The 23,339-nt window shown below is 63.4% G+C and carries 23 protein-coding genes; 13 read left to right on the forward strand and 10 right to left on the reverse strand.

The genetic code is table 11. From position 1 onward, the window contains the following. Positions 1-496: 496 nt before the first annotated feature. Complete coding sequence (locus I6F37_RS15095; protein WP_025032144.1) at positions 497-1,108, reverse strand: LysE family translocator; 612 nt, start codon at positions 1,106-1,108, stop codon at positions 497-499. 45 nt (positions 1,109-1,153) lie between these two features. Continuing rightward, complete coding sequence (locus I6F37_RS15100) at positions 1,154-1,528, reverse strand: response regulator (RefSeq protein WP_036009616.1); 375 nt, start codon at positions 1,526-1,528, stop codon at positions 1,154-1,156. Between the two features lie 122 nt (positions 1,529-1,650). Here I6F37_RS15100 and I6F37_RS15105 point away from each other — a divergent pair, with 122 nt between their 5' ends. Continuing rightward, entirely contained in the window at positions 1,651-2,487 is an 837-nt protein-coding gene (locus tag I6F37_RS15105; RefSeq protein WP_225151818.1) for an SDR family oxidoreductase, read from the forward strand. Between the two features lie 146 nt (positions 2,488-2,633). On the opposite strand, the gene I6F37_RS15110 is transcribed toward I6F37_RS15105, so the two are convergent. Beyond that, complete coding sequence (locus I6F37_RS15110) at positions 2,634-3,440, reverse strand: lytic transglycosylase domain-containing protein (RefSeq protein WP_036030385.1); 807 nt, start codon at positions 3,438-3,440, stop codon at positions 2,634-2,636. Positions 3,441-3,611: 171 nt separating this feature from the next. Here I6F37_RS15110 and I6F37_RS15115 point away from each other — a divergent pair, with 171 nt between their 5' ends. The 3 genes from I6F37_RS15115 (at position 3,612) to I6F37_RS15125 (ending at position 5,216) form a co-directional block, all read left to right on the forward strand. Next, positions 3,612-4,118: a hypothetical protein gene (locus I6F37_RS15115; RefSeq protein ID WP_225151821.1), complete on the forward strand. Its 507-nt coding sequence runs from the start codon at positions 3,612-3,614 to the stop codon at positions 4,116-4,118. A 16-nt stretch (positions 4,119-4,134) separates the two neighbouring features. Continuing rightward, positions 4,135-4,473, forward strand: coding sequence for a hypothetical protein (locus I6F37_RS15120; RefSeq protein WP_225134850.1), 339 nt, complete (start codon positions 4,135-4,137; stop codon positions 4,471-4,473). Positions 4,474-4,979: 506 nt separating this feature from the next. Beyond that, positions 4,980-5,216 carry a hypothetical protein gene (locus I6F37_RS15125; RefSeq protein ID WP_036009587.1) on the forward strand — a complete coding sequence of 79 codons (237 nt, stop codon included), beginning with the start codon at positions 4,980-4,982 and terminating at the stop codon, positions 5,214-5,216. Between the two features lie 18 nt (positions 5,217-5,234). On the opposite strand, the gene I6F37_RS15130 is transcribed toward I6F37_RS15125, so the two are convergent. Together I6F37_RS15130 and I6F37_RS15135 are read right to left on the reverse strand one after the other, a co-directional pair. Continuing rightward, complete coding sequence (locus tag I6F37_RS15130) at positions 5,235-5,612, reverse strand: thiol-disulfide oxidoreductase DCC family protein (protein ID WP_225151822.1); 378 nt, start codon at positions 5,610-5,612, stop codon at positions 5,235-5,237. A gap of 393 nt (positions 5,613-6,005) precedes the next feature. Next, complete coding sequence (locus I6F37_RS15135) at positions 6,006-7,007, reverse strand: AraC family transcriptional regulator (RefSeq protein ID WP_225151824.1); 1,002 nt, start codon at positions 7,005-7,007, stop codon at positions 6,006-6,008. Between the two features lie 284 nt (positions 7,008-7,291). On the opposite strand from I6F37_RS15135, the gene I6F37_RS45540 reads away from it, so the two are divergent. The 4 genes from I6F37_RS45540 to I6F37_RS15155 all read left to right on the forward strand — a co-directional run bounded on the left by I6F37_RS45540 (position 7,292) and on the right by I6F37_RS15155 (position 11,251). Further along, positions 7,292-7,678 (forward strand): AraC family transcriptional regulator, encoded by a 387-nt coding sequence (locus tag I6F37_RS45540; RefSeq protein ID WP_225151826.1) that lies wholly within the window; start codon positions 7,292-7,294, stop codon positions 7,676-7,678. Between the two features lie 109 nt (positions 7,679-7,787). After that, positions 7,788-8,501 (forward strand): hypothetical protein, encoded by a 714-nt coding sequence (locus I6F37_RS15145; RefSeq protein ID WP_225151827.1) that lies wholly within the window; start codon positions 7,788-7,790, stop codon positions 8,499-8,501. Between the two features lie 81 nt (positions 8,502-8,582). Next, on the forward strand, positions 8,583-10,013 hold the full coding sequence (locus tag I6F37_RS15150; protein WP_225151829.1) for a DUF1254 domain-containing protein: 1,431 nt from the start codon (positions 8,583-8,585) through the stop codon (positions 10,011-10,013). Between the two features lie 236 nt (positions 10,014-10,249). Beyond that, on the forward strand, positions 10,250-11,251 hold the full coding sequence (locus tag I6F37_RS15155; protein ID WP_225134899.1) for a transporter: 1,002 nt from the start codon (positions 10,250-10,252) through the stop codon (positions 11,249-11,251). Positions 11,252-11,649: 398 nt separating this feature from the next. Here the strand turns inward: I6F37_RS15155 and rpoD are convergent, their stop codons facing one another. Then, entirely contained in the window at positions 11,650-13,785 is a 2,136-nt protein-coding gene (gene rpoD, locus I6F37_RS15160; RefSeq protein ID WP_225151831.1) for an RNA polymerase sigma factor RpoD, read from the reverse strand. Positions 13,786-14,160: 375 nt separating this feature from the next. Continuing rightward, the gene (gene dnaG, locus I6F37_RS15165) at positions 14,161-16,158 is read right to left on the reverse strand and encodes a DNA primase (RefSeq protein ID WP_225151833.1); all 1,998 of its coding nucleotides are present in this window, start codon (positions 16,156-16,158) and stop codon (positions 14,161-14,163) included. A 304-nt stretch (positions 16,159-16,462) separates the two neighbouring features. On the opposite strand from dnaG, the gene I6F37_RS15170 reads away from it, so the two are divergent. Continuing rightward, the gene (locus I6F37_RS15170; protein WP_036009569.1) at positions 16,463-17,026 is read left to right on the forward strand and encodes a chlorite dismutase family protein; all 564 of its coding nucleotides are present in this window, start codon (positions 16,463-16,465) and stop codon (positions 17,024-17,026) included. On the opposite strand, the gene I6F37_RS15175 is transcribed toward I6F37_RS15170, so the two are convergent. Then, complete coding sequence (locus tag I6F37_RS15175) at positions 17,023-17,421, reverse strand: gamma-glutamylcyclotransferase (protein ID WP_036009575.1); 399 nt, start codon at positions 17,419-17,421, stop codon at positions 17,023-17,025. The two genes, I6F37_RS15170 and I6F37_RS15175, sit on opposite strands and share 4 nt — an antisense overlap. Before the next feature lie 76 nt (positions 17,422-17,497). On the opposite strand from I6F37_RS15175, the gene I6F37_RS15180 reads away from it, so the two are divergent. After that, on the forward strand, positions 17,498-18,301 hold the full coding sequence (locus I6F37_RS15180; RefSeq protein ID WP_036009567.1) for an N-formylglutamate amidohydrolase: 804 nt from the start codon (positions 17,498-17,500) through the stop codon (positions 18,299-18,301). Between the two features lie 4 nt (positions 18,302-18,305). Here I6F37_RS15180 and I6F37_RS15185 read toward each other — a convergent pair whose 3' ends face one another. Further along, complete coding sequence (locus I6F37_RS15185; RefSeq protein WP_081494564.1) at positions 18,306-18,926, reverse strand: LysE family translocator; 621 nt, start codon at positions 18,924-18,926, stop codon at positions 18,306-18,308. Between the two features lie 121 nt (positions 18,927-19,047). Between I6F37_RS15185 and I6F37_RS15190 the strand changes: the two genes are divergently transcribed. After that, complete coding sequence (locus tag I6F37_RS15190; protein ID WP_036009566.1) at positions 19,048-19,362, forward strand: helix-turn-helix transcriptional regulator; 315 nt, start codon at positions 19,048-19,050, stop codon at positions 19,360-19,362. A 28-nt stretch (positions 19,363-19,390) separates the two neighbouring features. Then, on the forward strand, positions 19,391-19,903 hold the full coding sequence (locus I6F37_RS15195) for an SRPBCC family protein (RefSeq protein ID WP_036009564.1): 513 nt from the start codon (positions 19,391-19,393) through the stop codon (positions 19,901-19,903). A gap of 193 nt (positions 19,904-20,096) precedes the next feature. Here I6F37_RS15195 and I6F37_RS15200 read toward each other — a convergent pair whose 3' ends face one another. Further along, positions 20,097-20,870, reverse strand: coding sequence for a DUF2189 domain-containing protein (locus I6F37_RS15200; protein WP_036009562.1), 774 nt, complete (start codon positions 20,868-20,870; stop codon positions 20,097-20,099). Positions 20,871-21,110: 240 nt separating this feature from the next. Here I6F37_RS15200 and I6F37_RS15205 point away from each other — a divergent pair, with 240 nt between their 5' ends. Next, positions 21,111-23,339, forward strand: a complete 2,229-nt coding sequence (locus tag I6F37_RS15205; RefSeq protein WP_036009560.1) for an ATP-binding protein — start codon at positions 21,111-21,113, stop codon at positions 23,337-23,339.

The following is a 23,339-nucleotide window of genomic DNA, read 5'->3' on the forward strand; positions in this document are numbered from 1 at the left end:
GCGTAGAGCGGATTCGCGCCAAAAATCACCCGAAAGTGCATCTGAGCTGTGGATAACAGGATGACACGGATGTGACGACGCGGGGCAGCCGGCTCCGAATCTGCTGAGTTTGTCGTCGAGGATGTTGCGAGGCTGGCCCTCCGCCGAGCACCCTCGTGTCGCGTTCCACCATTAACCCTTGAGAGGATACTATGGCTAAGAAAGCGAAGAAGGCGGCGAAGAAGAAGGCGAAAAAGGCCAAGAAGGCGAAGAAGAAGTAACGAGGCTTCTGTTTCTTTGCCCGGGTGGAGTGAGCTCCGCCCGGGCGTCGGGTCGATCGAAGGTGGCGGGCGCAAGGCCCGCTTTTTTATTGTGCGAGAGTTCGAAGTGTACCCGCTCTAACAGCGGCATGGCCGGGCTTGTCCCGGCCATCCACGCCTTGCCGCACAGTCCCAAGAGCGTGGATGCCCGGGACAAGCCCGGGCATGACGAGACCTTTCGAGAGGTGACGAAGAAGCTACCGCTCCGACAACGCCAGCTTGGCGCCGAGCGCGGCGAAGCCGGCGGCAAAGGAGCGGCGCAGCCAGGCCATGACGGCCGGGCGGGAGATGACGCGCTCGCGCACCGCGGCGGCGCAGAAGCCGTAGAGGACGAACACCGCGAACGTCATCGCCATGAAGGCGCCGCTCAATTCCAGCATGCGCGCCAGCACATGGGCCTCGTCCGCCGCGATGAATTGCGGCAGGAAGGCGAGAAAGAAGATCGACAGTTTTGGGTTGAGGATGTTGATCAGGAAGCCGGTGACGATGACGCGGCTGCTCGATCTTTCCCTGATCTCGCCCCCAACCGCCAGCGCCCCGGTTTCGCGCAGTGCCTGCCAGGACATGTAGAGCAGATAGGCGACGCCGCACCATTTCAGCGCGGCGAAGGCGAGCGCGCTGGTGTGGAGCACGGCGGCAAGACCGAGCATCGCCGCCGCCATGTGCGGCACGATGCCGAGCGTGCAGCCGAAGGCGGCCGCCACGCTGGCGCGCGAGCCGCGGGTCAGCGCGGCGGCCAGCGTGTAGAGCACGCCGGTGCCGGGGGAAGCGACCACGATGAGCGAGGTGAGAAGGAAGGACCAAGTCATGGGTCCGACCTTATCACCGCAGCGCGCTGCGAGAAAGCGGGCGCGTCAGGACAGCTGAGCGATCTCGGCCTCGCGCAGCACGTCGAGCGGCGCCCAGGGCTTGGCCCAGAACTTGGCGCCGTCGGGCAGGGCCTGCTTCAAGGGACGGCCCGAAGTGACGACGACGTCGAGCTTGGGATTGCGGTCCTTGGCGACATGGGCGAGCTCGACGCCGTTCATGCGGCCCGCCAGCTGGACGTCGGTCAGCATCAGACAGAGCGCGCCGGCGTTCTTGTCGAGGACGCGCTCGGCGGCCTCCGCGCTTTCGCACTGGATGACCTGGTAGCCGCTCTCTTCCAGCAGGACGCAAAGCATCTCCCGCTGCATGGCGTCATCTTCAACGATCAGCGCTGTCGCGCGTAATGGCGTCGCTTGTCCCATCGGCGGCTCCCAATGCATGCTCTCCATAACGAATGTTAAAAACCGAGGCCGGCTACGGTTCGGTTCCATTCTGAAAAAATGTAAAGCATAGTTCCCGCATCAGGGGCTTGACGGGGAAAATCATGACGACGATTCGCGGCGCTGCCGCCATCACGGGAGCCGCGAGCGGCATCGGCCGGGCGCTGGCGATCGAGTTCGCCCAGCGCGGCTGCGACCTCGCGCTGGCCGATCGCGACGAGGGCGGATTGAAGGCACTCGCGGCGGAGATCGGAACAGCGCGCAAGGTCAGCCTGCATCGCGTCGACGTCGGCCAGCCGAGCGACATCGCGCAGTTCGCAAGCGAGGCGGTCGCCGCGCATCCTTCCCTCGGCATCGTCGTCAACAATGCCGGCGTTGCGCTGATGGGCGCGTTCGAGGAGATCGACCAGGCCCAGATGGACTGGCTGTTCGACATCAATTTTTGGGGCGTGGTGCACGGCACACGCGCCTTCCTGCCGCACCTGAAGACGATGAGCGAGGCCCACATCGTCAACCTCTCCTCGATCTTCGGCATCATCGCCCCGCCGGGCCAATCGGCCTATGCCGCGGCGAAGTTCGCGGTGCGCGGCTTCTCGGAGAGCGTCCGGCACGAGCTCAGCGTCGCGGGCAGCCCGGTGAAGCTGTCGGTCGTGCATCCCGGCGGCATCGCCACCGCGATCGCGCGCAACGCCCGCACCGGCGTCGGCGTCACCGACAATGCCCGCCGCGCGCAATCGATCGAGCGGTTCGAGAACGCGGCGAAGACCTCGCCGAAGGACGCGGCACTGCGCATCATCAGGGGCATCGAGCGGAACGAGCCGCGCATCCTGATCGGCAACGACGCCCGCTTCATGGACCTGCTGCAGCGCTTCCGTCCGGGAACCTATTGGGCGCCGCTGCAGCGGCGGCTGGAGAAGATGGCGAAGGGGATAGAAAAGTAGCCAGGAGCGCAACGGCCTCCACACCCACCGCTGTCATTCCCCGCGAAGGCGGGGAATCCAGTACGCCGTGGCTTCTCGGCTCTAGCCGCGCCGTCTCTGGAATACTGGATCACCCGCCTTCGCGGGTGATGACACCGATGATGTGGTCACTGCCCCATCAGCCGATCGGCGAAATAGCCGATGGTCTTGCGGTACACCACCGCCCTGTTCCACTCGCGCATCGCCTCGAAGTTCGGCGTACCCTCGCCATAGGGCTGGCCCATCTTGAAGCCGCTGGTGTGCAGGAGGTTCGCGGTCGAGGCGAGCACGTCGGGGATGCTGTGGCGGAGGTCGACATGGCCGTCGCCGTCGAAATCGACGCCGTACTTGATGTAGGACGATGGCAGGAACTGGGTCTGGCCGATCTCGCCGGCATAGGCGCCGATCATGTCGCGCAGCTGCAGGTCGCCGCGCTGCACGATCTTGAGCGCCGCGAGCAGCTCGCCCTGGAACAGATCGGTGCGGCGGCAATCATGCGCGAGCGTCGCCAGCGTGCGGACCACCGGCAGCTTGCCGGTGTCGCCCTTGCCGAAATCGCTCTCCAGCCCCCAGATCGCGACCAGGATATAGCGGGGCACGCCGAACTTCTGCTCGATGCGCGACAGCAGCGCGGCATGCCGCTGCAGCATCGCGCGCCCGCCATTGACGCGGCCGGGGCCGACCCGGGTCGAGACGTACTGCTCGAAGGTCTTGTTGAAGGTGTAGCGCTGGCGCCGGTCGAAGGCGAGAACCGCAGGGTCGGGCGTCACGCCGCCGAGCGCCGCATTGGTCACGCCAGCCGAGACGCCGGCGGCCTGAGCCTCCTGCGCCATGCTGGCGACAAAACTGTTGAAGTCGCCGCCGCAGCGGGCGGCCTGCGCCGACCCGCCGGCCAGAGACACGACAAAGGCGGCAGCGAGAAGCAGTCTCAGCATGTGGAGCAATCCCCAAGAATCCCAGCGCGAAGCAGCGCTGAGGATCATGCCCGGGAACGCCACGAGCGTCAAAGCGCAAGGCTCGAAGGACAAGGCTCGAAGCAAGGCTTGATCCGCATCAAACCGTCTCACGCCATGCTTTCTAGACTGGACCGAGCAGGAGAACCGCACATGACCGGAATTACCTTGACCGCCGAGCAGATCCGCAATGCGCCCGCCCCGGTGCGGCAATGGATCGAGCAGGAGGTGATCGCCGCGCTCGGCCTTGCGCCACGGACGCCGGCGGCCACGCCGCCGCAAGTCTCCCATCTCGTCGCCTGCAGCGTGGAAGACATGGCCGGCGTGCTCGAGCACATCCGCGGCGTGCTTCCGGCCGTGAACGTGCTGTTCGAGCTCGGCCGCCCCGGTATCAGCTTCGGCCGCCCCGCGGTGATGACGTTCCGCCTGATGGACCTCCTGCATCACACGCGCCTTTCGGACGTCAGCGAGGTCATGACGTGTCTCGAGATGATCAACCAGGCGCTGACCGAGGTGAAGAAGGACGCTTCCGTGCGGTTCTGCGGCTTCGACAATGAGGGCCATTGCCTGATCGCGCCGCAGACGCAACAGAGCATCGCGACGTTGTGGCAGACCATGATGGAGCGACAGCAGGCCGCGCGCGCCGCGCCGGCGGCGTGAGGGGAACGTCATCGCCATGCCCAATCGCCAGCAGCCTCCATCAACCCGCTCGCTCCTCCGCATCCCGCTATTTCGCCTGCTCGCCATCAATCTCGCGATCGGCGCCTGCGCCGCCGTGCTCTTGGTCGGCGGCCTGCTCTGGCTCAATCCCGGGCATCTGCGGGAGCTGATCTTCGCCGACCGCGCACCTGCCATTGCGCTCGTGCTGCTGCTCGCTTCCTTCCTCATCACCTTCGGCTCGGCCGCGATGGGCAGCGCGATCATGGCGCAGGGACGCAAGGAGCGTAGCAACAAAGGCGGCGGACGGGGATCGCGGCTCGCCGTGCAGGAGGTGGTGCACCGCCGGCGGGATTGAGGCGCGCAGCGCGAAGCGTGCGCGTCGGCGCCGAAACAAAACCGCAAAAACAACCCCATGCACAGTAGAAGTCTTGATGTGATCTTTGCGATTTTTCCGAATCGACGTTGACCGTCGGGCAAAACAGTGGTATGGTGCCAACATCGCAAGACTCCAGACGCTGACGCCCGCGCGCTCTCGTTGCCTTCCGAGAGCGCAGCAAGATGAACAAAGTACTTCGAGGATCCAAAGCATCTGATTTTCGAAATTGTGGGAAATCGCGATATCCATCAGCTGCATATCTGATGCGCCTGCTGCGACATCGTCGCGCGACGATTTACCTTGCCATCGCGGCGCGCCTTCTATAGCCTTCTATTTTAGGTTGTCGCCCTGCCAGCCCCGGGCGACGCTGAAAAGATAAACGGCGGGCTTCGGCCCGCCGTTTATTGAAGGGCGTGGCGACGATCGCGAAGGTCACAATCCCGGAAGTCATTTGACTGCGGCGTCCTGATCGAGGACAAGCCGCCATGGCCAAAAAACCCGGAACCAACCCCAAAGGCGAATTCGCCTTCTTCAACGTCGTCTACGAAGACGATTCCCAACGCTCCAACCGCCGCGTCCCTTCCGAACTGCTCGGCGGCCTCGACGGCGACGAACCCGCCCGCAACTTCATCATGGAACAGGACCGCGAGATCGCGGAAAAGAGCGGCCGCCCGGCGCTGGAGATCAAGCGGATCGAGCGGGTGGGAGCGAAGAAGAAGTAGGCGGGCACAGCGGGGCGTTCACCAGCGCCCGCTCCATTTATTCCAGGCAAATAGCAGATCGGCAAACCGGTCATAGGCAAACCGCGTGACCGGCAGCGCCACGCGATTGCCTGATAGCACCGCAAGCCACCCCTGCCCCGGCGTCAACCGCCACAGCGCAATCGCGACATCAGCGCCGACGACGAGCCGCCCGGCCTCATCCGTCGCGTATAGGCGCCGCCTGATGTCGTCGAGCGAAGCGCCAAAGTGCGCCAGTGCATCAGGCTGCTCGTTGATGTCCCTAAACTCAACGGTGCCCGCGCGCACCAGCGCCAGCAGCTTGTTGCGCTGCCAGTCAATGCCGGCGTCGCAGACGGGGCAGCGGGTGTTGTAGTAGACGGTGAGGTGGGGTGGCATCAATGAGCCTTTCTCGTCGGAATTATAGTCCGAGAGAAAGCCAGATAAACGCCTTCGGCTGAAGCTGCCGATACAAAGGCACAAAGAAGGACGACCCGACCTCGGCCCGCCGAATTGCGCGGCAGCCTCGACGGCGGCGAGCCGCGCGCAACCTCATTGGGAGCAGGATCGAGAGTCGCGTAAAAGAGCGGGAGGTCGGCGCTGGAGATCGAGCGGATTGAAAGGAGGCGAAGAAGAAGTAGGGTTCGGCCCTATCCCCGTCATTGCGAGCGCAGCGAAGCAATCCAGAGATGCGTCTGTGGGGATGGGCGGCAGAGCAGACCTGATTTGCTCAACTTGAGTTCTTCGCATTGTGCCCCCGAAGCGGACATGATGCAGCGAATGACAACTCTACTATCGAGCCCTCCATTGCTCGCGGAATTGCCCGGGCGTCACGCCTGCAACCCGGCGGAATGCACGGGTAAAATGGGCGGGATCTGCGTAGCCCGAAGCAAACGCAATCTCGATGATCTTGGAATCCGTATCTCGCAAAAGCGTTCTGGCATTTTCAAACCTCACGGTATCCAACAGCCGCGAATATGTCATCCCGGCGCGAGATAGCTTGCGTTGAAGGCTGCGTGCGCTGACCCCCGCCATCTCCGCGACTTCCGCCAGCGCCGGAGGCCGCTCGTCCATGTAGGATGGCAGCATCAGCTTAAGTGCGTGGATAAAGTCAAAGTTCGAATGTTCGACAAAGTCGCTCTTCGGATGAGAAGGAGCTTGCTTCAATCTGTTAGGAAGGCCCAGCAATGAAACAGGTACGTCGATCCACGAAGCTTCTTGACCAGACAGGAAGCGGGACGTCGGCCAGAAAGACCGACATGCCGGACCCGGCGTGTACCGCGCCTCAAAGGCGATAGTTGCCGGTGCCCAGTCCGGCCCGGCGAATTGCCGGACGATGTAAATCGGGAAAACGTTCTGAAGCCATTGTGAATGCTCGAGATGCTGAAGTCCGGCAGTGCCGGCTAGCTTGCTGCAATAGCGAACATGGTCGCCGTGGCGCTCGACCCAGTTGGTCAAGTTTGAATCTTCGAGCGAAGCCAATCTACATGCCTGGTGCAGCGCGACGAGCAAAGTCGGAGAATGACTGATTAGATACCTGGTCTTCTCACTCAGGTGCCCGAAATCGAGCGACCTAGCAGCGTGGAATCCGAAATCCTCGATACCTTGCGACCGGCTGGCAAACTCCGCAAATTCGATCGCAGGTAAGATCGGCACGTAATGATCGGCTTTTTCCTCCAGAGAAGCGGGCAACCGATATTTTTCCAACAACGAAGCGGTTGGCGCGCCGAGATTATTCAAAATGTCAGCGAATGGACTGAGGTGCTGACAACGCGTCAAATGAATCTTTGGCATTGGTGCGTCTCGATCACTAAAATTCAGCGCACGAGCGGCGTCGCAGGGCGACAGCTCCCTACCCCGGGAGAGCTGACGCCTGTCACGCGCTTAGATTATCAGGACTGCAAGGCTCTTTGCTTGTTTTTGTCGTCTGGCAATGCCTCCAGAGGATCTCAGTCCCACCTCATTCCATTCGACGAAAGTTTTGGCGCCCGATGGCCAGATGGGCCTTTCAGCTTCCCCTAGTCCCATGGACTGATTTTTCACTGTGGGAGCATGGGCTTCAGGCCTGCCGCCAAACGATGAGAGCCGTCCGCTTGCCTTCATCCACTGCGGTCCGCGCCGCCATCGTTGCATCACTGCGGCACGGTGACGCAACCCTTGATAGCACAGCGCATGCGCTCAGAATTAGTGGGCGCACATTGCAGCGTCATCTCGAACGCATGGGCACGAGCCACAGCAAGATGCTCGACGAAGTCCGACTAGAGATTGCGTGCCGCCTGCTGGCCGATACGAGTAAGCGCTTGTCGGATATTGCAGAATTTCTCGGATACACGAACGCGAGCAGCTTCAGCCGCGCTTTCGTGCGTTTGATGAAAATTCAACCTATCGTTTATCGGCGACAGCAACGTGGCCGCGAGCATGATCGGTCGCTTGTCCGCCGACGTTCTCGCACTACTAGCCGCTGAATGATTCCTGACGATTGGCGCGAAATGGCAAGACGCGCCGCGTGATTTGGCGCGAAATGCAGAGATGCCGCCGGCACTAGCGACGGTTTATCGCTTCCGAATTGCTCACGTGCTGCTCGAGGAAAACAACCAGCCTGCAAAGGAGAAGACCGCTATGACAATCCGCCTGGCCTTGATCGCGGTCTGCGCCGCTGGCTTAGTGGTAATTCCGCACAAGCTCCTTGCTCAATCTCCGGCCGAACCCAAGCCGCACATTCCGCTCGAGAAATCGATTGGTCAGGCCAAGCCGGAAGTGGTCCCATCGCTGTTTGTCCTCAACTCGCGCGGGGTGAGCCTGAAGGAGGGTAAGCTGGTGCTGAGTGCGATTTCTCCGAATGCGATCGTGTTTGCCGACCGACCGGTTCGTGCCGCCGGGCATGATCTGACCTCCCGGATTATCGAGGACTGGGGCAATGGCAGCGACAACTTCGCTAAAGACCCGCCCAACGCCACGGTGTCAGGATTCAAGAAAGACGGATCGTCGGTGTTGGATGCCGTCGTCGTGTTGAAATCCCCCAAGCTTGAGGGTGATAAGCTGACTTTCGACGTCGATCTCCTCGAAGGTGATCTCGCCGGGGCGGACGGGCCGGCATCTGTCTTTATCGATATCATTGGCCGTCCGTTGACGCCGTTGTCTTTCGCCGGCGTCGCTCGCCGCACCGCCTGGCGCGGAGCGTTCTACCGCGGCGCTGCCGTGGCAGGAGCCGCTGCTGTGGCCGGGGCTGCGGCGTATCCCTATTACTCACCGCGCTGCGGCTACTACCCCTATCCGCCCTGCTATTGAACCGTTCGCCCGAGTGGCTCCGTTACAAAGGCGTGAACTGCGAATCCACGTGACTGGTTTTCTATAGGAAGGAGATTAGCGATGAACATCACCCGTCGATCCCTTGCATTTGGCGGAATGGGGCTGCTCGCGGGAGCCGCCGCCACACGACCGGCTCTTGCCCAGGATTCATTTTTCGGAGTGGGACAAGGCCTGGAGGATTTCTGGCTGGCCAGCGACGCCTACATCTTTGGCTACCCGCTGGTGACGATGGAGATGACCCGGCGGATCATCACGAATGTCGCCGAGCCCGTCGGCACGCGCGGTCCGATGGGACACATCATCAAGCTGCGCCAGTATCCCGATGCCTCCTTCAGGGATGTGACGGCACCGAATGCCGACACCTTGTACACGACATCCTTCTTCGACGTCGGAAAGGAGCCGTGGATACTCAGCATTCCGGACATGAAGGGCCGCTATTTCCTGATGCCGATGCTGGACGGCTGGACCACCGTGTTTCACGTGCCGGGCAAGCGCACCACCGGCACCGGGGCGCAGACCTACGCGATCACGGGGCCGGGTTGGAAGGGCACGCTGCCGGCGGGTGTCAAGGAGTACAAGTCTGCCACCAATATCGTGTGGCTGCTCGGGCGCATCTATTGCACCGGCACGCCGGACGATTACGCTGCGGTGCACAAGTTGCAAGACGAATGCAAGCTCGTTCCGCTCAGTGCTTATGGCAAAGCTTACACGCCCGCCCCCGGGAAGGTGGATCCAACGATCGATATGAAGACGGCGGTCCGCGAGCAGGTCAATCGCATGGACGCGGTGTCGTATTTCAAGCTGCTTTGCGAACTCATGAAGACTAATCCGCCCTACGCCGCGGACGCGCCTCAACTTGCGAAGTTTGCCCGCATCGGCATCGTCCCAGGGCAGGATTTTAATGAGAGTAAGCTGAAGGCAGACTTTCTGAGACGCCTGCCGGAGGTGTCGTTCGACCGCATCATGCTTCAGTTCAAAATCAACAAGGCCATCAAAGACGAGAATGGGTTCGCGTTCACGACCAAGACCGGCATTTACGGCACCGACTATTTGATGCGGGCTTTGGTAACCGCGATCGGGCTTGGTGCCAACCGGCCGCAGGATGCCGTCTATCCGACTTCGCAAAAAGACGCCGACGGTCACAAGTACAGCGGCGCGAACAAGTACGTGATGCGATTTCCGAAAGGTCACTTGCCTCCAGCGGAGGGATTCTGGTCGCTTACGATGTACGACAGCAACTATTTCTTCGTGAAGAACCCGCTCAACAGGTACTCCGTCAGCGCTCGGGAAGACTTGAAGGAGAATCCGGACGGATCAACTGATCTGTACATCCAGAAGGACTCTCCCGGCAAAGAGAAGGAGTCGAACTGGCTACCTGCGCCTGAGGGAGATTTCATCCTCATGTTGCGTATGTACTGGCCCCAGGAGACGGACCCCTCGATCATCAACGGCACATGGACGGTCCCGGCCGTCAGAAAAGTCGGAGCCTAGAGCAGGCAATCATGCCGGCGCGCATGCGCCGGCATGATTGCTAGGCCGCTCCCAGATGCCCCACAGCACGCTGTACTCGCTTTGGGTTTTCTGGGGCGAATGACACGGCATTCGCGATGCAGGAGGCCATGATGTCGGCACTTCACCTTGGAAAAGGAAAACAGCGCGTTGGACGGAGCGCGACAAAGCCGTCTCTCTCTTCTGCGTTCAGGAATGCAGCCATTGCCTCGGCAGTCATGACGCTGTCGGTGCCTGCTGCCACGGCTTACGCCGACGAAGGTGGCGTTTCCTACTGGCTCCCTGGCCGCTTCAGCAGCCTTGCCGCCACCCCTCAAGCCCCCGGCTGGTCAATGGCAGCGGTCTACTACCACACCAGCGTAAGTGCATTCGGCACCGCGGCTGCCGCAAGGGAAATTCACGTCGGCAGAATCCCCGCAACAGTAAACGTCGATCTGAACTTGCGTCTGAATGGGCGGGGGGATCTCGTCCTGCTCAATCCTACATACACGTTCGCAACCCCCGTGCTGGGCGGGCAACTGGCCATCGGAGTGACAGGACTGTTCGGACGATCGAGCGCTGATCTAGCAGGAACGCTCACCGCAACTGTCGGCCCCCTGGCCGTGACGCGCACGGGCAGCTTCGGCGACTCGATCACGTCAGTCGGGGATCTCTACCCGCAGGCGACGCTCAAGTGGAATGCAGGCGTCCATAACTTCATGACCTACGTAACCGGAGATGTTCCCGTCGGCGCTTACAGTTCGTCCCGTCTCGCCAATCTCGGCATCGGGCATGGCGCCATCGACGGCGGCGCCGGCTACACCTACTTCAATCCGCAAACTGGCCACGAGTTTTCCGCGGTGGCGGGCCTCACCTACAATTTCAAGAATCCGGATACGCAGTACCAGAACGGCATCGATCTTCACGTTGACTGGGGAGCCTCGCAGTTTCTGTCAAAGCAAACTTTCGTCGGCCTCGTTGGTTATGCCTATCAGCAGATAACTGATGACTTTGGCCAGCATCCCGCCCTAGGCGGCTTTCGGTCCCGAGTCTTCGCAGTTGGTCCGCAGATTGGCTTTCTATTTCCGGTAGGCGATATGCAGGGGTATTTGAATCTGAAGGGATATGGCGAGTTCGCTGCGGAGAATCGGCCGGCTGGCTGGAACACTTGGCTGACGTTCTCAATATCGCCGATAGCGCCGACCAGAACTGTCGCATCAACCCGGCGGATCACAAAATAGCAGCGTGGCCGCTTAGCCGATCTCACCGACACACCATGGGTCGGTCGAACGTCTCACGTGAACATATCGAACTGAGCTGGTTATCTGCGTAGCCTCGACCCTTCCACCTGCTGAACAAAGCTGGCGTGAAGGTAGTCGAGAAGATCTACCTGCATCGAAATCCCGCACTTTGAAGAAGGAAAGTCGCCCCCCGGACCGGCACTTCCGCTTTCGGCCCATCTCGGAAGTCGGGCACCGTCCGCACTTTTGTTGCTGTTGGAATGGAATCGGACATGGGTAGGGCAATCGCCTGGTGGATTGCTTCGTCGCAAGCACTCCTCGCAATGACGGGGCGAGAGCCGGGTCAAAGAAAAACGGCGGGCTGTTGGCCCGCCGTTTTCGTTTGGATTGAAATCGGATCAATTATCCAAAAAGCTCCGCAGCTTCCGGCTCCTCGACGGATGCTTCAGCTTCCGCAGCGCCTTCGCTTCGATCTGGCGGATACGCTCGCGCGTCACGCTGAACTGCTGTCCGACTTCCTCCAGCGTGTGGTCGGTGTTCATGCCGATGCCGAAACGCATGCGGAGCACGCGTTCTTCGCGCGGGGTGAGCGATGCCAGGACGCGCGTGGTGGTCTCGCGCAGGTTGGACTGGATCGCGGCGTCGATGGGCAGGATCGCGTTCTTGTCCTCGATGAAATCGCCGAGATGCGAATCCTCCTCGTCACCGACCGGCGTCTCCAGCGAGAGCGGCTCCTTGGCGATCTTGAGGACCTTGCGCACCTTCTCCAAGGGCATGCCGAGCTTTTCGGCGAGCTCCTCCGGGGTCGGCTCGCGGCCGATCTCGTTGAGCATCTGGCGGGACGTGCGCACGATCTTGTTGATGGTCTCGATCATGTGCACGGGGATGCGGATGGTGCGGGCCTGGTCGGCGATCGAGCGGGTGATCGCCTGCCGGATCCACCAGGTGGCGTAGGTCGAGAACTTGTAGCCGCGGCGGTACTCGAACTTGTCGACCGCCTTCATCAGGCCGATGTTGCCTTCCTGGATCAGGTCGAGGAACTGCAGGCCGCGGTTGGTGTACTTCTTGGCGATCGAGATCACGAGACGGAGGTTGGCTTCCACCATCTCCTTCTTGGCCTGGCGGGCCTCGCGCTCGCCCTTCTGCACGGAATGCACGATCTTGCGGAACTCGACGATCTCGAGGCCGGTCAGCGCGGCGAGCTGATGCACCTCGTGGCGGAGGTCCTTGATGCGGTCCTTCTCGTGGTGGACGAAGTTCTTCCAGCCCTTGGCCGAGAGCTTCGAGACGCGGTTGAGCCAGCGCGGATCGAGCTCCGAGCCGGTATAGTTGCGCAGGAAATCCTCGCGCGCGACGCCGTGGCTGTCGGCAAGGCGCATCAGGCGGCCCTCATGCGAGACGAGGCGCTTGTTGATGTCGTAGAGCTGCTCGACAAGGCTGTCGATGCGGGCCTGGTTGAGGCGCAGCGACTTCACCTCGACGATGATCTCGTCCTTCAGCTTCTTGTACTTGCGCTCCTGGTGCGGCGAGAGCGACTCGTTCTGGAGCTGGTTCTGGATGTCCTGCTCCTGAAGCTTGCGCAGCTTCTTGTAGCTATCGGCGATGCGATCGAAGATCTCGACCACCTTCGGCTTGAGCTCGGCCTCGATCGCCGCGAGCGACATCTGGTTCTCGAACTCGTCGTCGTCCATGTCGGACTCGGCGGCGGCCTCGCCCGGATCCTTCTCCTCGCCCTCGGGGGCGGCCGCAGGCGCGGCGCGGAACGGCGTCGGCGACGGGGGCGCGGCAGGCGGCGCGACATGCGCGGGCGCAGCGGCGGACGCGGTGGTTTCGCCGCCCTCGGCCGAGGCTTCGCCGCCCTCGCCATTGGGTCCTGCGATCATCGCGGCGTTCATGCCGCCCTTGGCATCCGGGCCGGCATAGGTGGCTTCGAGATCGATGATGTCGCGGAGGAAGATCTTGCCTTCGTTGAGCTCGTCGCGCCAGATGATGATGGCCTGGAAGGTCAGCGGGCTTTCGCAGAGACCCGCGATCATCGCCTCGCGGCCGGCCTCGATGCGCTTGGCGATCGCGATTTCGCCTTCGCGGGAGAGCAGCTCGACCGTGCCCATCTCGCGCAGATACATGCGCACGGGATCGTCGGTGCGCTCGCCCGGCTCGCTCTTCTTGACCTCGGTGACGGCCTTCTGGGTGACCTCGACGAGCTCGTTATCGGTCTCGTCGTCGCCCTCGTCCTTCTCTTCCTCGCCTTCGGTGTCGTCGGCTTCGGTGACGTTGATGCCCATGTCCGAGAGCATCGACATGATGTCCTCGATCTGTTCGGGCGAGGTCTGGTCGGACGGCAAGACTTCGTTGAGCTGATCGAAGGTCACGAAGCCGCGCTTCTTGGCCTGCTTGATCATCTTCTTCACGGCGGCGTCGGACAGGTCGAGCAAGGGCGAGGGCGCGTCCTGGGAATCCTTCTCCGGCGCATCCGCTGCCTTGTCGTCTTTTTCCTTGTCCTTCGCCTGCAGCGTCTTTGCCTTGGTGGCCATCCATTGCTCCTAAACGCGCTTCATGCGAGACGCGCCGCGCCTTCGCGTGAATTCACATGAACCTGTTGCTCGACGCTCTCGCTTCGGCAGCTCTCGACACGGAAAGGGCGGCGCACAAACCTCTCGCCACCCCCAACTCTCTCTCGCCGGAATTGCCTAACGCTTCGTCAGCCTCTTTGTCGCGGCGGATGCAGGTGTAGTGCCAACAGCGATTGCGCGGATTCATTCCTGACGCGTCTGTTATGCCTGCGGCCGCCTCTGGGCCAAAGTGCTACAAGACCGTTAAGCCTCGATTAACCCTGTTTTTGCCGCCAAACCTAGGATTTGGCGAGTCTTTTAGCGGTTCCAGCCGTGGCCGTCCGCATGTTTCTTTCATCACATGCTCTTCTGGAGCCGGCCCGACAGCTCGCCAAAACCCTCGATCAGGGCCTCGGTACCGTCGACTTCCCCTATCCGAGCCTTGACGTCACGCAGCCACGCCAAATTGGCCTCGCTGGGATCCTCCCCTAAGGCCAGCTCGGCGTCTTTCAGCTCTCTAAGTAGTGAATGCCATTGCCGATGCAAGGCAACGAGCTGGTGCCAGGTGGCAAGAACGTCGTCCCTCGCCGCGCCCTCGCGGGCGGCCCACACCGCCTGGGTCGTGATGACATTCTCAACCCTTTGAAGAGTTTGAGAAAATCCGCCCTTTGCGAGGTCGCCGCGCATCTTTTCGGCCTGCTCGCCCGGGTCCGGCGAATGGTGATGGTCGTTGGCGAAGGCGGCGATGATGCCGGCCCGGAGCTTGTGGGCCTCCGGATGGGCCAGCTCCAGGGCGGCGACCTCCTCCAGATGCTCGTGCAGCAGCCAGGGGTGGTTGATCAGGCATTGCAAGATAAGCGCCTCCCGGCGGGAGATGGCGCTGCGCTGGCCCCGCAGGATCGGGCTTGCCGCCAGCTGCGGGCTCGCCGCCTGGTAGGGGCCGGAGGGCAGCGGGGTCGGACCCGGGGCGCCGCGGCGGCCGCCGAACCCTTGTCCACCGAATCGATTCGCCCCGCCCCGCGGCTGGAACGGCCGGCCGCCACCGGGGCGGAAATTGCCCCGGCCGCCAAAGCCGCGCCCGCCTTCGGGCGCGAAGGTGCGCTGCAGCCGCTCGACGAAGTCGTCGCGATAATAGCGCCGCACCACCTCGTCGCGGATGCCGTTCGTGAGCTCCCTGATGCGCGCCTCCAGCGCGGCGCGTCGTTCGGGCGTGGCGAAATTGCCGCCCTCGAGCTCGCGCGACCAGATCATGTCGGCGAGCGGACGGGCAGCGCCGATGACCTCCTCGATCGCGCCGCGCCCGCCCGAGCGCACGAGATCGTCGGGATCCTGCCCTTCCGGCAGCAGCGCGAAGCGAAGACTCTTGCCCGGTGCGAGGAAGGGCAGCGCGAGATCGGCGGCGCGATAGGCCGCCTTCTGCCCCGCGCGGTCGCCGTCGAAGCAGAGGATCGGCTCGTCCGCCATCTTCCACAGCAGCGCGAGCTGGCTTTCGGTGAGCGCGGTGCCGAGCGGCGCGACGCTGCCGGCAAAGCCCGCGGTGACCATGGCGATGACGTCGACATAGCCCTCGACCACGATGAGCGGGCTGCCGTCATGGGTGGCTTTGCGCGCGGTCTGGTGGTTGTAGAGATTGTCGCCCTTGTGGAAGAGCGGCGTCTCCGGCGAATTCAGGTATTTGGCCGGAACGTCCTTCTCCAGCGCCCGCCCGCCGAAGGCGATGACGCGGCCGCGCAGATCGGTGATCGGAAACATCACGCGATCGCGGAAGCGATCGTAAGGAACGGGGATGTCGTCGCCGCCGATCAGCAGACCGGTCTCGATCATGTCCTCGACGGAGATTCCGAGCTTGCCGAGATGCTCCTTCAGCGCGAAGCGATCGGGCGGGGCATAGCCGAGACGGAACTGCAATTGCGTCGCCGGCGAAATGGCGCGATCGGCGAGATAGCCGCGCGCTTTCGCGCCCACGCGCGAGGCCAGCGTCTCGGCGAAGAATTTCGCCGCGAGATCCATCACGTCATGCAGCGAGCGCCGCCGCTGCTCCTCGCGCGCGGCGTTGGGCGTCACCGCCGGCAGCGGCAGGCCCGCCATATTGGCGAGCCGCTCCACGGCTTCCGCGAACGGCAGGCCGTCGGTCTCCATCACGAAGGTGATGATGTCGCCGTGCTTGCCCGAGGAGAAGTCGTGATAAAAACCCTTCTGGTCGTTGACGTAGAAGGACGGCGTCTTCTCCTGCTGGAACGGCGACAGCCCCTTCCACTCGCGCCCGGCCTTCTTCAGCTTGACGCGCTTGCCCACGACCTCGGAGACCGAAAGCCGGGCACGAAGCTCGTCGAGGAACTGGGGCGTGAAGCGCATGGGGCGAGTTTAGCCGAGCGTTTGAGTCGGGCGAAGGATCAGGGATATAGGGACGGCCCGGTCAAAGGCCAGGTTTGTCGGGCTTATCCGGCTTATTCGACCTATGCACAGGGCCGTCATTCCGGGGCGCCCCGCAAGGCGCGAGCTATGGTGCGCAATTGCGCACCTGAGAATCCATTGCGCCGCCCGAATGCTGGGAGAAATGGATTCTCAGGTGCGCAATTGCGCCCCATAGCTCGCGCTTCGCGCGCCCCGGAATGACGAGCCACTTGAACCGCGCCCGGTTCCACGCTTCCATACCGCCATGTTCAGGACCTTTCGGGGCGGCCAGACCGGGGGTTGGCGGGTAACCTCGCTCTCGCCTGTGACTGGCGAGTCCCTGCCCTTCGTGCCGGCGCTGTCGGTGACCGACAGCGAGGCCGTCTCGTTGCCGCTGGTGCCCTCGCGCAATGCCTGGCGGCTGGTCGGCGTCGCCAGCAGCCTGCGCTACACCGAGCGGGCCGAGAAGCAGCAGCTCGTCGCCGTGCAGGCCGGCCTCGGCCGGCTGGAGGCCACCAGCGCGGCGCTGATCCCGATCCGCAAGTCGCAGGCCTGGTGGGAGCTGACCCAGGAAGAGCGCCGCAAGATCTTCGAGGACAAGTCGCACCACATCGCGAGCAGTCTTCGTTTCCTGCCCGCGATCGCGCGCCAGCTCTATCATTGCCGCGATCTCGGCGGCCCCTTCGATTTCCTGACCTGGTTCGAATTCGCGCCCGCGAACGCCTCGCTGTTCGAGGAGCTGGTGGCGATGCTGCGGCGGACCGAGGAGTGGACCTATGTCGAGCGCGAGGTCGACGTGCGCGTGGTCAAGGAAGTGCTGTCGGCTTAGAGCCGCAGGAAGCGCCCGGACTCGATGCGCGGGAGATCGGCGACCGGCCAGTTGTAGACGTAGGTCCAGGCCGTTTCCCTGGTGCCGCCCGGCAACGTCACCTCGATCATCTGCCGCAGATATTCCGTCGGCTCCGGATAGCCCTCGCCGCAGGCCTCGTACATGTCGAGCTCGCGCAGGAGCTCGTCCGGCACGCGCAGGTGAAACAACTCACCATGGACGATGTCCGACGCCCTCTCGGAGAGCAGCAATCCCGGATAGTGCTTCACCAGAACGAGCCGGCCGCGGCAGGTGGCTTCACTGATGAATTCCGCATGGCCGGCGAGCAGCCGCGCCATCGGGTGGTCGAAGCCGCGCATCAGGGTGCCGTAAACGAAAAGTCGATCCGAGCTCATGCCGTTCCAACGTTGCGGCATCGGTGCGATACCGCTACTCCGTTTACACAGTTTGTCATTCCATAGGCAAATCAGGATGGCTTTGGATATAGCCGACGCAACCGACCAGCTGCTCGGCGAGGGCGACATTCCGCCCGTGCATGAGGTGAATGCGGCGGGGACATCGCCGTTCCTGCTCACCGCGGACCATTACGGACGGGTGCTGCCGCGCGCGCTCGGCGATCTCGGCGTCGCGGACACCGATCTCGCCAGGCACATCGCCTGGGATATCGGCATCGCCGGCGTCGCCGAGCGGCTCGCCGCGATGCTCGATGCGCATCTGATCGCGCAGCGTTATTCGCGCCTGGTGATCGACTGCAACCGCCCGCCCGGCGTCGCAAGCTCGATTCCCATGATATCCGAGGCGACCGCCATCCCCGGCAACGAGGACCTGTCGGCCGCGGCCAAGGAGATGCGCCGGCGCGAGATCTTCGATCCCTATCACCGCCGGATTAGCGCTGCGATCGATGCGCGCATCAGGGCGGGCAGGCCGACAGTGCTGGTGGCGCTGCACAGCTTCACGCCGGTCTTTTACGGCGAGCCGCGGCCCTGGCACATCGGCACGCTCTATCACCGCGACACCGTGCTGCCGCGGCTGATGCTGCAGCATTTGCGGGCCGAGAGCGCGCTCGTCGTCGGCGACAACCAGCCTTATGCGGTGAGCGACATCACCGACTACACGATTCCAATCCACGGCGAGGCGCGCGGGCTCGTCAACACCGGCATCGAGATCCGCCAGGACCTGATCACTGAGGAGAGCGGCCAGCAGCAATGGGCCGAGCGGCTGGCGCGGATCCTGCGCGAGATCGAGGCCACGCTGCGCGAGCAGGGAATGAATTAAGCGGTCACTTCGCCCGCGTCAGCGCCAGCCAGATGCCGCCGCCGATCATGAAGCCGCCTGAGATGCGCGACACCATCCGCGTGCGCCGCGCCGAGAAGAATTTTCGGGCGCGCCCCGCGGCAATCGCGTAGAGCGCGTCGGTCATCACCGCCGTCACCATGAAGGTGGCGCCCAGCAGCGCGACCTGCGGGAAATGCGGCTGGCTCATGTCCATGAACTGCGGGATGAAAGCGCCGAAGAACACCAGCACCTTGGGGTTCGACAGCAGCACCAGGAATCCCTGCAGGAAGAAGCCGCCGCGCGGCGGCGGAGGCGGCGCGTCGACGTCGACGCCTTCGACCGGCTCCCAGATCAGCTTGATGCCGAGCCAGATCAGATATGCGGCGCCGGCAAAGCGCACCCAATCGAACCAATAGCCCATGGTCGCCATCAGCGAGGTCAGGCCGATCGCGACGATGCCGATGACGATGGCAAGCCCGGCCTGCGCGCCGGCCACGTTGATGAGCGCCGCGCGCGTGCCGTGGCGCAAGCCATTGGCGATGACGAGGGTGACGATCGGCCCCGGCAGCAGCGCCAGCGCAATGCAGGCGGCGACGAAGGCGAGATAGGCTTGCATGGACATCATGGGAGGGACTCGCTGCGGTTCGGACGCATTAATGCATGGCGAGCGCTGGAACGGAAGACGCGTCAGTCGCTCCAAGCCGATCCCTTGACATGCAACCATTTAGTTGCCTATTATCGCCGCCATGGATGAGGTCTTCAAGGCGCTCGCGGATAGCTCGCGACGTTCGCTGCTCGACAGGCTTCACGCCAGAAACGGCCAGACACTGAACGAGCTCTGCGAGGGGCTTGCGATGACGCGACAGGCCGTCACCAAGCACCTTGCCATCCTGGAGGAAGCGAACCTCATCACCACCATCAGGCATGGACGCGAGAAGCTGCACTACCTCAACCCGGTGCCGATCCATCAGATCGGCGAACGCTGGATCAGGAAGTTCGAGCGCAGCAAGCTCGCCGCGCTCAACGAGCTGAAACGTCAGTTGGAGAACGGCGACGAGTGAGTCCGCTCAACGAAGGATTTGATGCACGATGAACCTCGATCAATTCAAGCCGCTGACCGTCTACACCATCTACATCGCCTCGACGCCCGAGAAGGTGTGGGAGGCGCTGACGTCCGCCGAGTTCAGCCGCAAATATTTTTCCGGCTTTGCGGTGGAGATGGAGCCGAAGCTCGGCGGCAGTTTCGTCGTGCACGCGCCCGACGGCTCCGAGCACATCCGCGGCGAAGTGTTCGAATACGATCCGCCGAGGAGGCTCACGGTGAGCTGGAACGTCAATTGGCCGGATCTCGTGGAAAAGCTCGGCACCACCATTGTCACCTACGAGATCGAGCAGGCCGGCGAAGCCGTCCGCCTCACCCTGAGCCAACGCCACGACCGCGAGCTCAGCGACGACATCCTTTCCGGCGGCCGCACCGGCTGGCCCGCGATCCTCTCCGGATTGAAGAGCCTGCTGGAGACCGGCAAGGCGCCGCATATCGAGATGTCCCCGCCGGTGCGGTTGCTGGAGGCGCTGAAGGCGATGGGGATCAAGGTGCCGTAATTGAAGAAGGACAAGCGTAGGTCGCTTCTTCCCCTCTCCCCTTGTGGGAGAGGGTGGCTCGCCGCGAAAGCGGCGAGACGGGTGAGGGGTCTCTCTCCGCGCACACTTCTCTCAATGAGTCCGCGGAGAGAGACCCCTCATCCGGCGCTTCGCGCCACCTTCTCCCACAAGGGGAGAAGGAAGAGCGCCGACACTAAGCCACCGGCGCCACCAACCGGCGGTACAGGTGCCATGTCGCATGCCCGAGCACCGGCAGTGTGACCACCAGCCCGAGAAAATAGGGCAGCGCCGAGACGATCAGCAGCATCACGATCAATGCGGCCCAACCGATCATCGGCAGCGGGCTCGTCACCACCGCGCGCACGCTCGTCACCATGGCCGTGACGAAATCGACCTCGCGATCGAGCAGCAGCGGGAACGACACCACGGTCAGCGAGAACAGGATCAGCGACAGCACGGCCCCGACCGCATTGCCGATGGCCAGGAACAGCAGGCCCTCGCTGGTCGTCAGCACCACCGTCATGAATTCCTGCAAGCTCGAGAACGAGGCGTTGAGGCCGAGCAGCAGCGCGATCAGGAGCCGCACCTGGTACATCCAGACCACGAAGACGAACAACGTCACGAAGGCCATCCAACCGATCTCGCTGCGCGAGCGGATCGCGGACCAGATCGCAGCGAACGAGACCGGCTCGCCGCGCTCGCGGCGCCGGCTGACTTCGTAGAGGCCGATCGCAACGAACGGTCCGATCAGCGCGAAGCCGGCAGCGAGGGGATAGACCAGGTAGACCATGCCGAAGGCAGTGAGACAGAGCATGATGACGATGCCGCCGGCGGCATAGAGCGCGCCGAAGCAGAGACCGTAGAGCGGCAGCGCCTGGAAATCGCGCAGCCCCTCGACCAGCGCCTCGGCGATGTCGACCGCCGCCACGGGACGCACCACCGGATCGACCTTGCCCGAGATGGACATCAGCTTCCTCCGCACATCGGCGCGATCTTCGTCGCGCGCATGCCGCGATATTAGCGCCGCCGCGCGGCGGCGCAACTTGATGCCGGCCGGCGCGAAGGGTAGCAGCGAAAGGACGATGCTCGCACGGCGAAATCGTTAGCCTTTCGCGCGATTTTTGCACCGACCGCTATGGACGGGGCAGATGATCGTGCCGCAAATTGCACCTCCGAATACCGTCGCCCGAGAGCCGATCGCCCACCGATGAGCCTGCGTACCCGGTTACTTATCCTCGTCATCGCGGCCATGCTCGTGCCGGCGATTCTGGTCGGGCTGCGCTTCGTGCAGAACCGGACGAGCGAGATCGACGCGGCGCTGGCCAATCTCGCCGCATCCGCCGACGACATCGCCAGCGATCTCGGCGAGAAGATCCAGGGGACTGCCCAGCTTCATTACGGGCTCGCCCGTGCCCGCGACCTCGACACGCGCGACAAGGCGGCATGCTCGGCGTTTCTGTCGGATGTCCGCGAGGAATATCCGCAGTTCACGGGTATCCTGACCATCGATCCCGACGGCAGGCTGTTCTGCGACTCGCTGCGGACCAACCGCACGCTCGACCTGAACGACCGCGGCTATTTCAAAGAGGTCAAGACTCTTCACGGCCTCGTCGCGGTGGAACCGGTGTTCGGCCGCCTCACCGGACTGTCGGTGCTGCAGATCGCCTATCCGGTGCGATCGGATACAGGCGCGCTGAAATTCGTGCTGCTGGCCTCCTTCAACCTGAACAAATTCGCGGAGTTTCACGACAAGCGGCTGCTCGGCGAGAAGGACATCCTGCTCGTCGACGCCAAGGGCACGGTCCTGGCCGCCCCCAAGCGCGGCGGCTGGAGCATACCCATCGGCGGCTCCATTGCGGGCTCCGACCTGTTCCGCTTCGCGGCAGACCCCGACGGCGAACCATTCCGGGAGATCGCCGATCGCGACGGCCGCACGCAGATCTGGGGCGTTGCCCGCTCGCCCGCGATCCGCAAGGCCGGACTCTATATCTTGGTGGGGCGGTCCAAGGACGGACTGATCGCGGCAGCGAACCGCCGGCTTTACGAGGACATGGCGATCCTGGCGGTGGCCTCGCTGCTGCTCCTCGCCGGTCTCTGGATCCTCACGACGGTGAGCATCGGACGGCAGGTCGGGCGGCTCGCTGCCATGGCGAAGAGCCTGGGGCACGGCGATCTCAGCGCGCGCATTCCGGAGCCCCACCCGGGGGGCGAGCTCGGCGGGTTGATGACGCTGCTCAACAGCACGGCCGAATCGCTCGAGCAGCAGCGCGCCGCCATCGCCGATCTCAGCCACAAGCTCAGCCAGTCGCAGAAGATGGAAGCCATGGGCCAGCTCACGGGCGGCGTGGCGCACGATTTCAACAATCTCCTGACCGTCATTCTCGGCAATTCCGAGCACCTCGCCGACAGGCTTGCAGGTAACAAGGAATTGCACCGGATCGCCGACGACATTGCGACCGCCGCCGAGCGGGGTTCCGACCTGACGCGGAGCCTGCTCGCCTTCGCGCGCAAGCAGCCGCTGCGGCCGCGCGAGATCGACATCGCCGAGCAGGTGACCGGCATGAAGCAGCTTCTGCAGCGGACCCTGGGCGAGCACATCGAATCCAGCTTCACGTTCGCGCCGGATCTCTGGCTCGCCAGCGTCGATCCCGGCCAATTGGCGACGGCCGTGCTCAACCTCGTGCTCAACGCGCGCGACGCGATGCCTGACGGCGGCAAGCTGATGGTCGAGGTGCGGAATGCATCGCTCGGTGAATCCGACCTCGACGTCAACGGCGAGCCGCGGCCCGGCGACTACGTCATGCTGGCCGTGAAGGATACCGGGTCCGGCATGAGCAGCGAGGTGTTGCAGCGCGCGTTCGAGCCGTTCTTCACCACCAAGGAGGTCGGCAAGGGCACCGGCCTTGGCCTCAGCATGGTCTACGGATTTGCGCAACAATCCGGCGGACTCGTGCAGATGCAGTCCGAACCGGGTCAAGGCAGCGTGGTCAGGCTGTTCTTTCCTCGCCTGCCGACGTCGTCGAGCGAGGAGCCGTCACCGGCAGCGCGTGTCGCCGCACCCGAGGGATACGAGACGATCCTCGTCGTCGAGGACGACGACATGGTGCGCGCCTATGTCGAGAACGAGCTGAAGGCGCTCGGCTACCGCGTCATCACGACGGCAAACGGACCCGCGGCGCTGGACGTGCTGCGCCAGTCCGCGGACATCCAGCTGCTGTTCACCGACGTCGTGATGCCCGGCGGCATGTTCGGGCCGGAGCTGGCGAGGCAGGCCGTTCAACTGCGGCCTGGCCTCAAGGTGCTCTTCACGTCCGGCTACAGCCAGGATCCGGTCAAGACGCCCGACGGGATCGACGCGCGCATTCTGACCAAGCCGTTCCGGCGCAAGGAGCTCGCCGCGATGCTGCGCGCGGCCCTTGCGGAGCCGCCGCGCTAG

It is taken from the genome of Bradyrhizobium sp. NBAIM08, from assembly GCF_020193935.1.
Taxonomy (GTDB): domain Bacteria; phylum Pseudomonadota; class Alphaproteobacteria; order Rhizobiales; family Xanthobacteraceae; genus Bradyrhizobium; species Bradyrhizobium yuanmingense.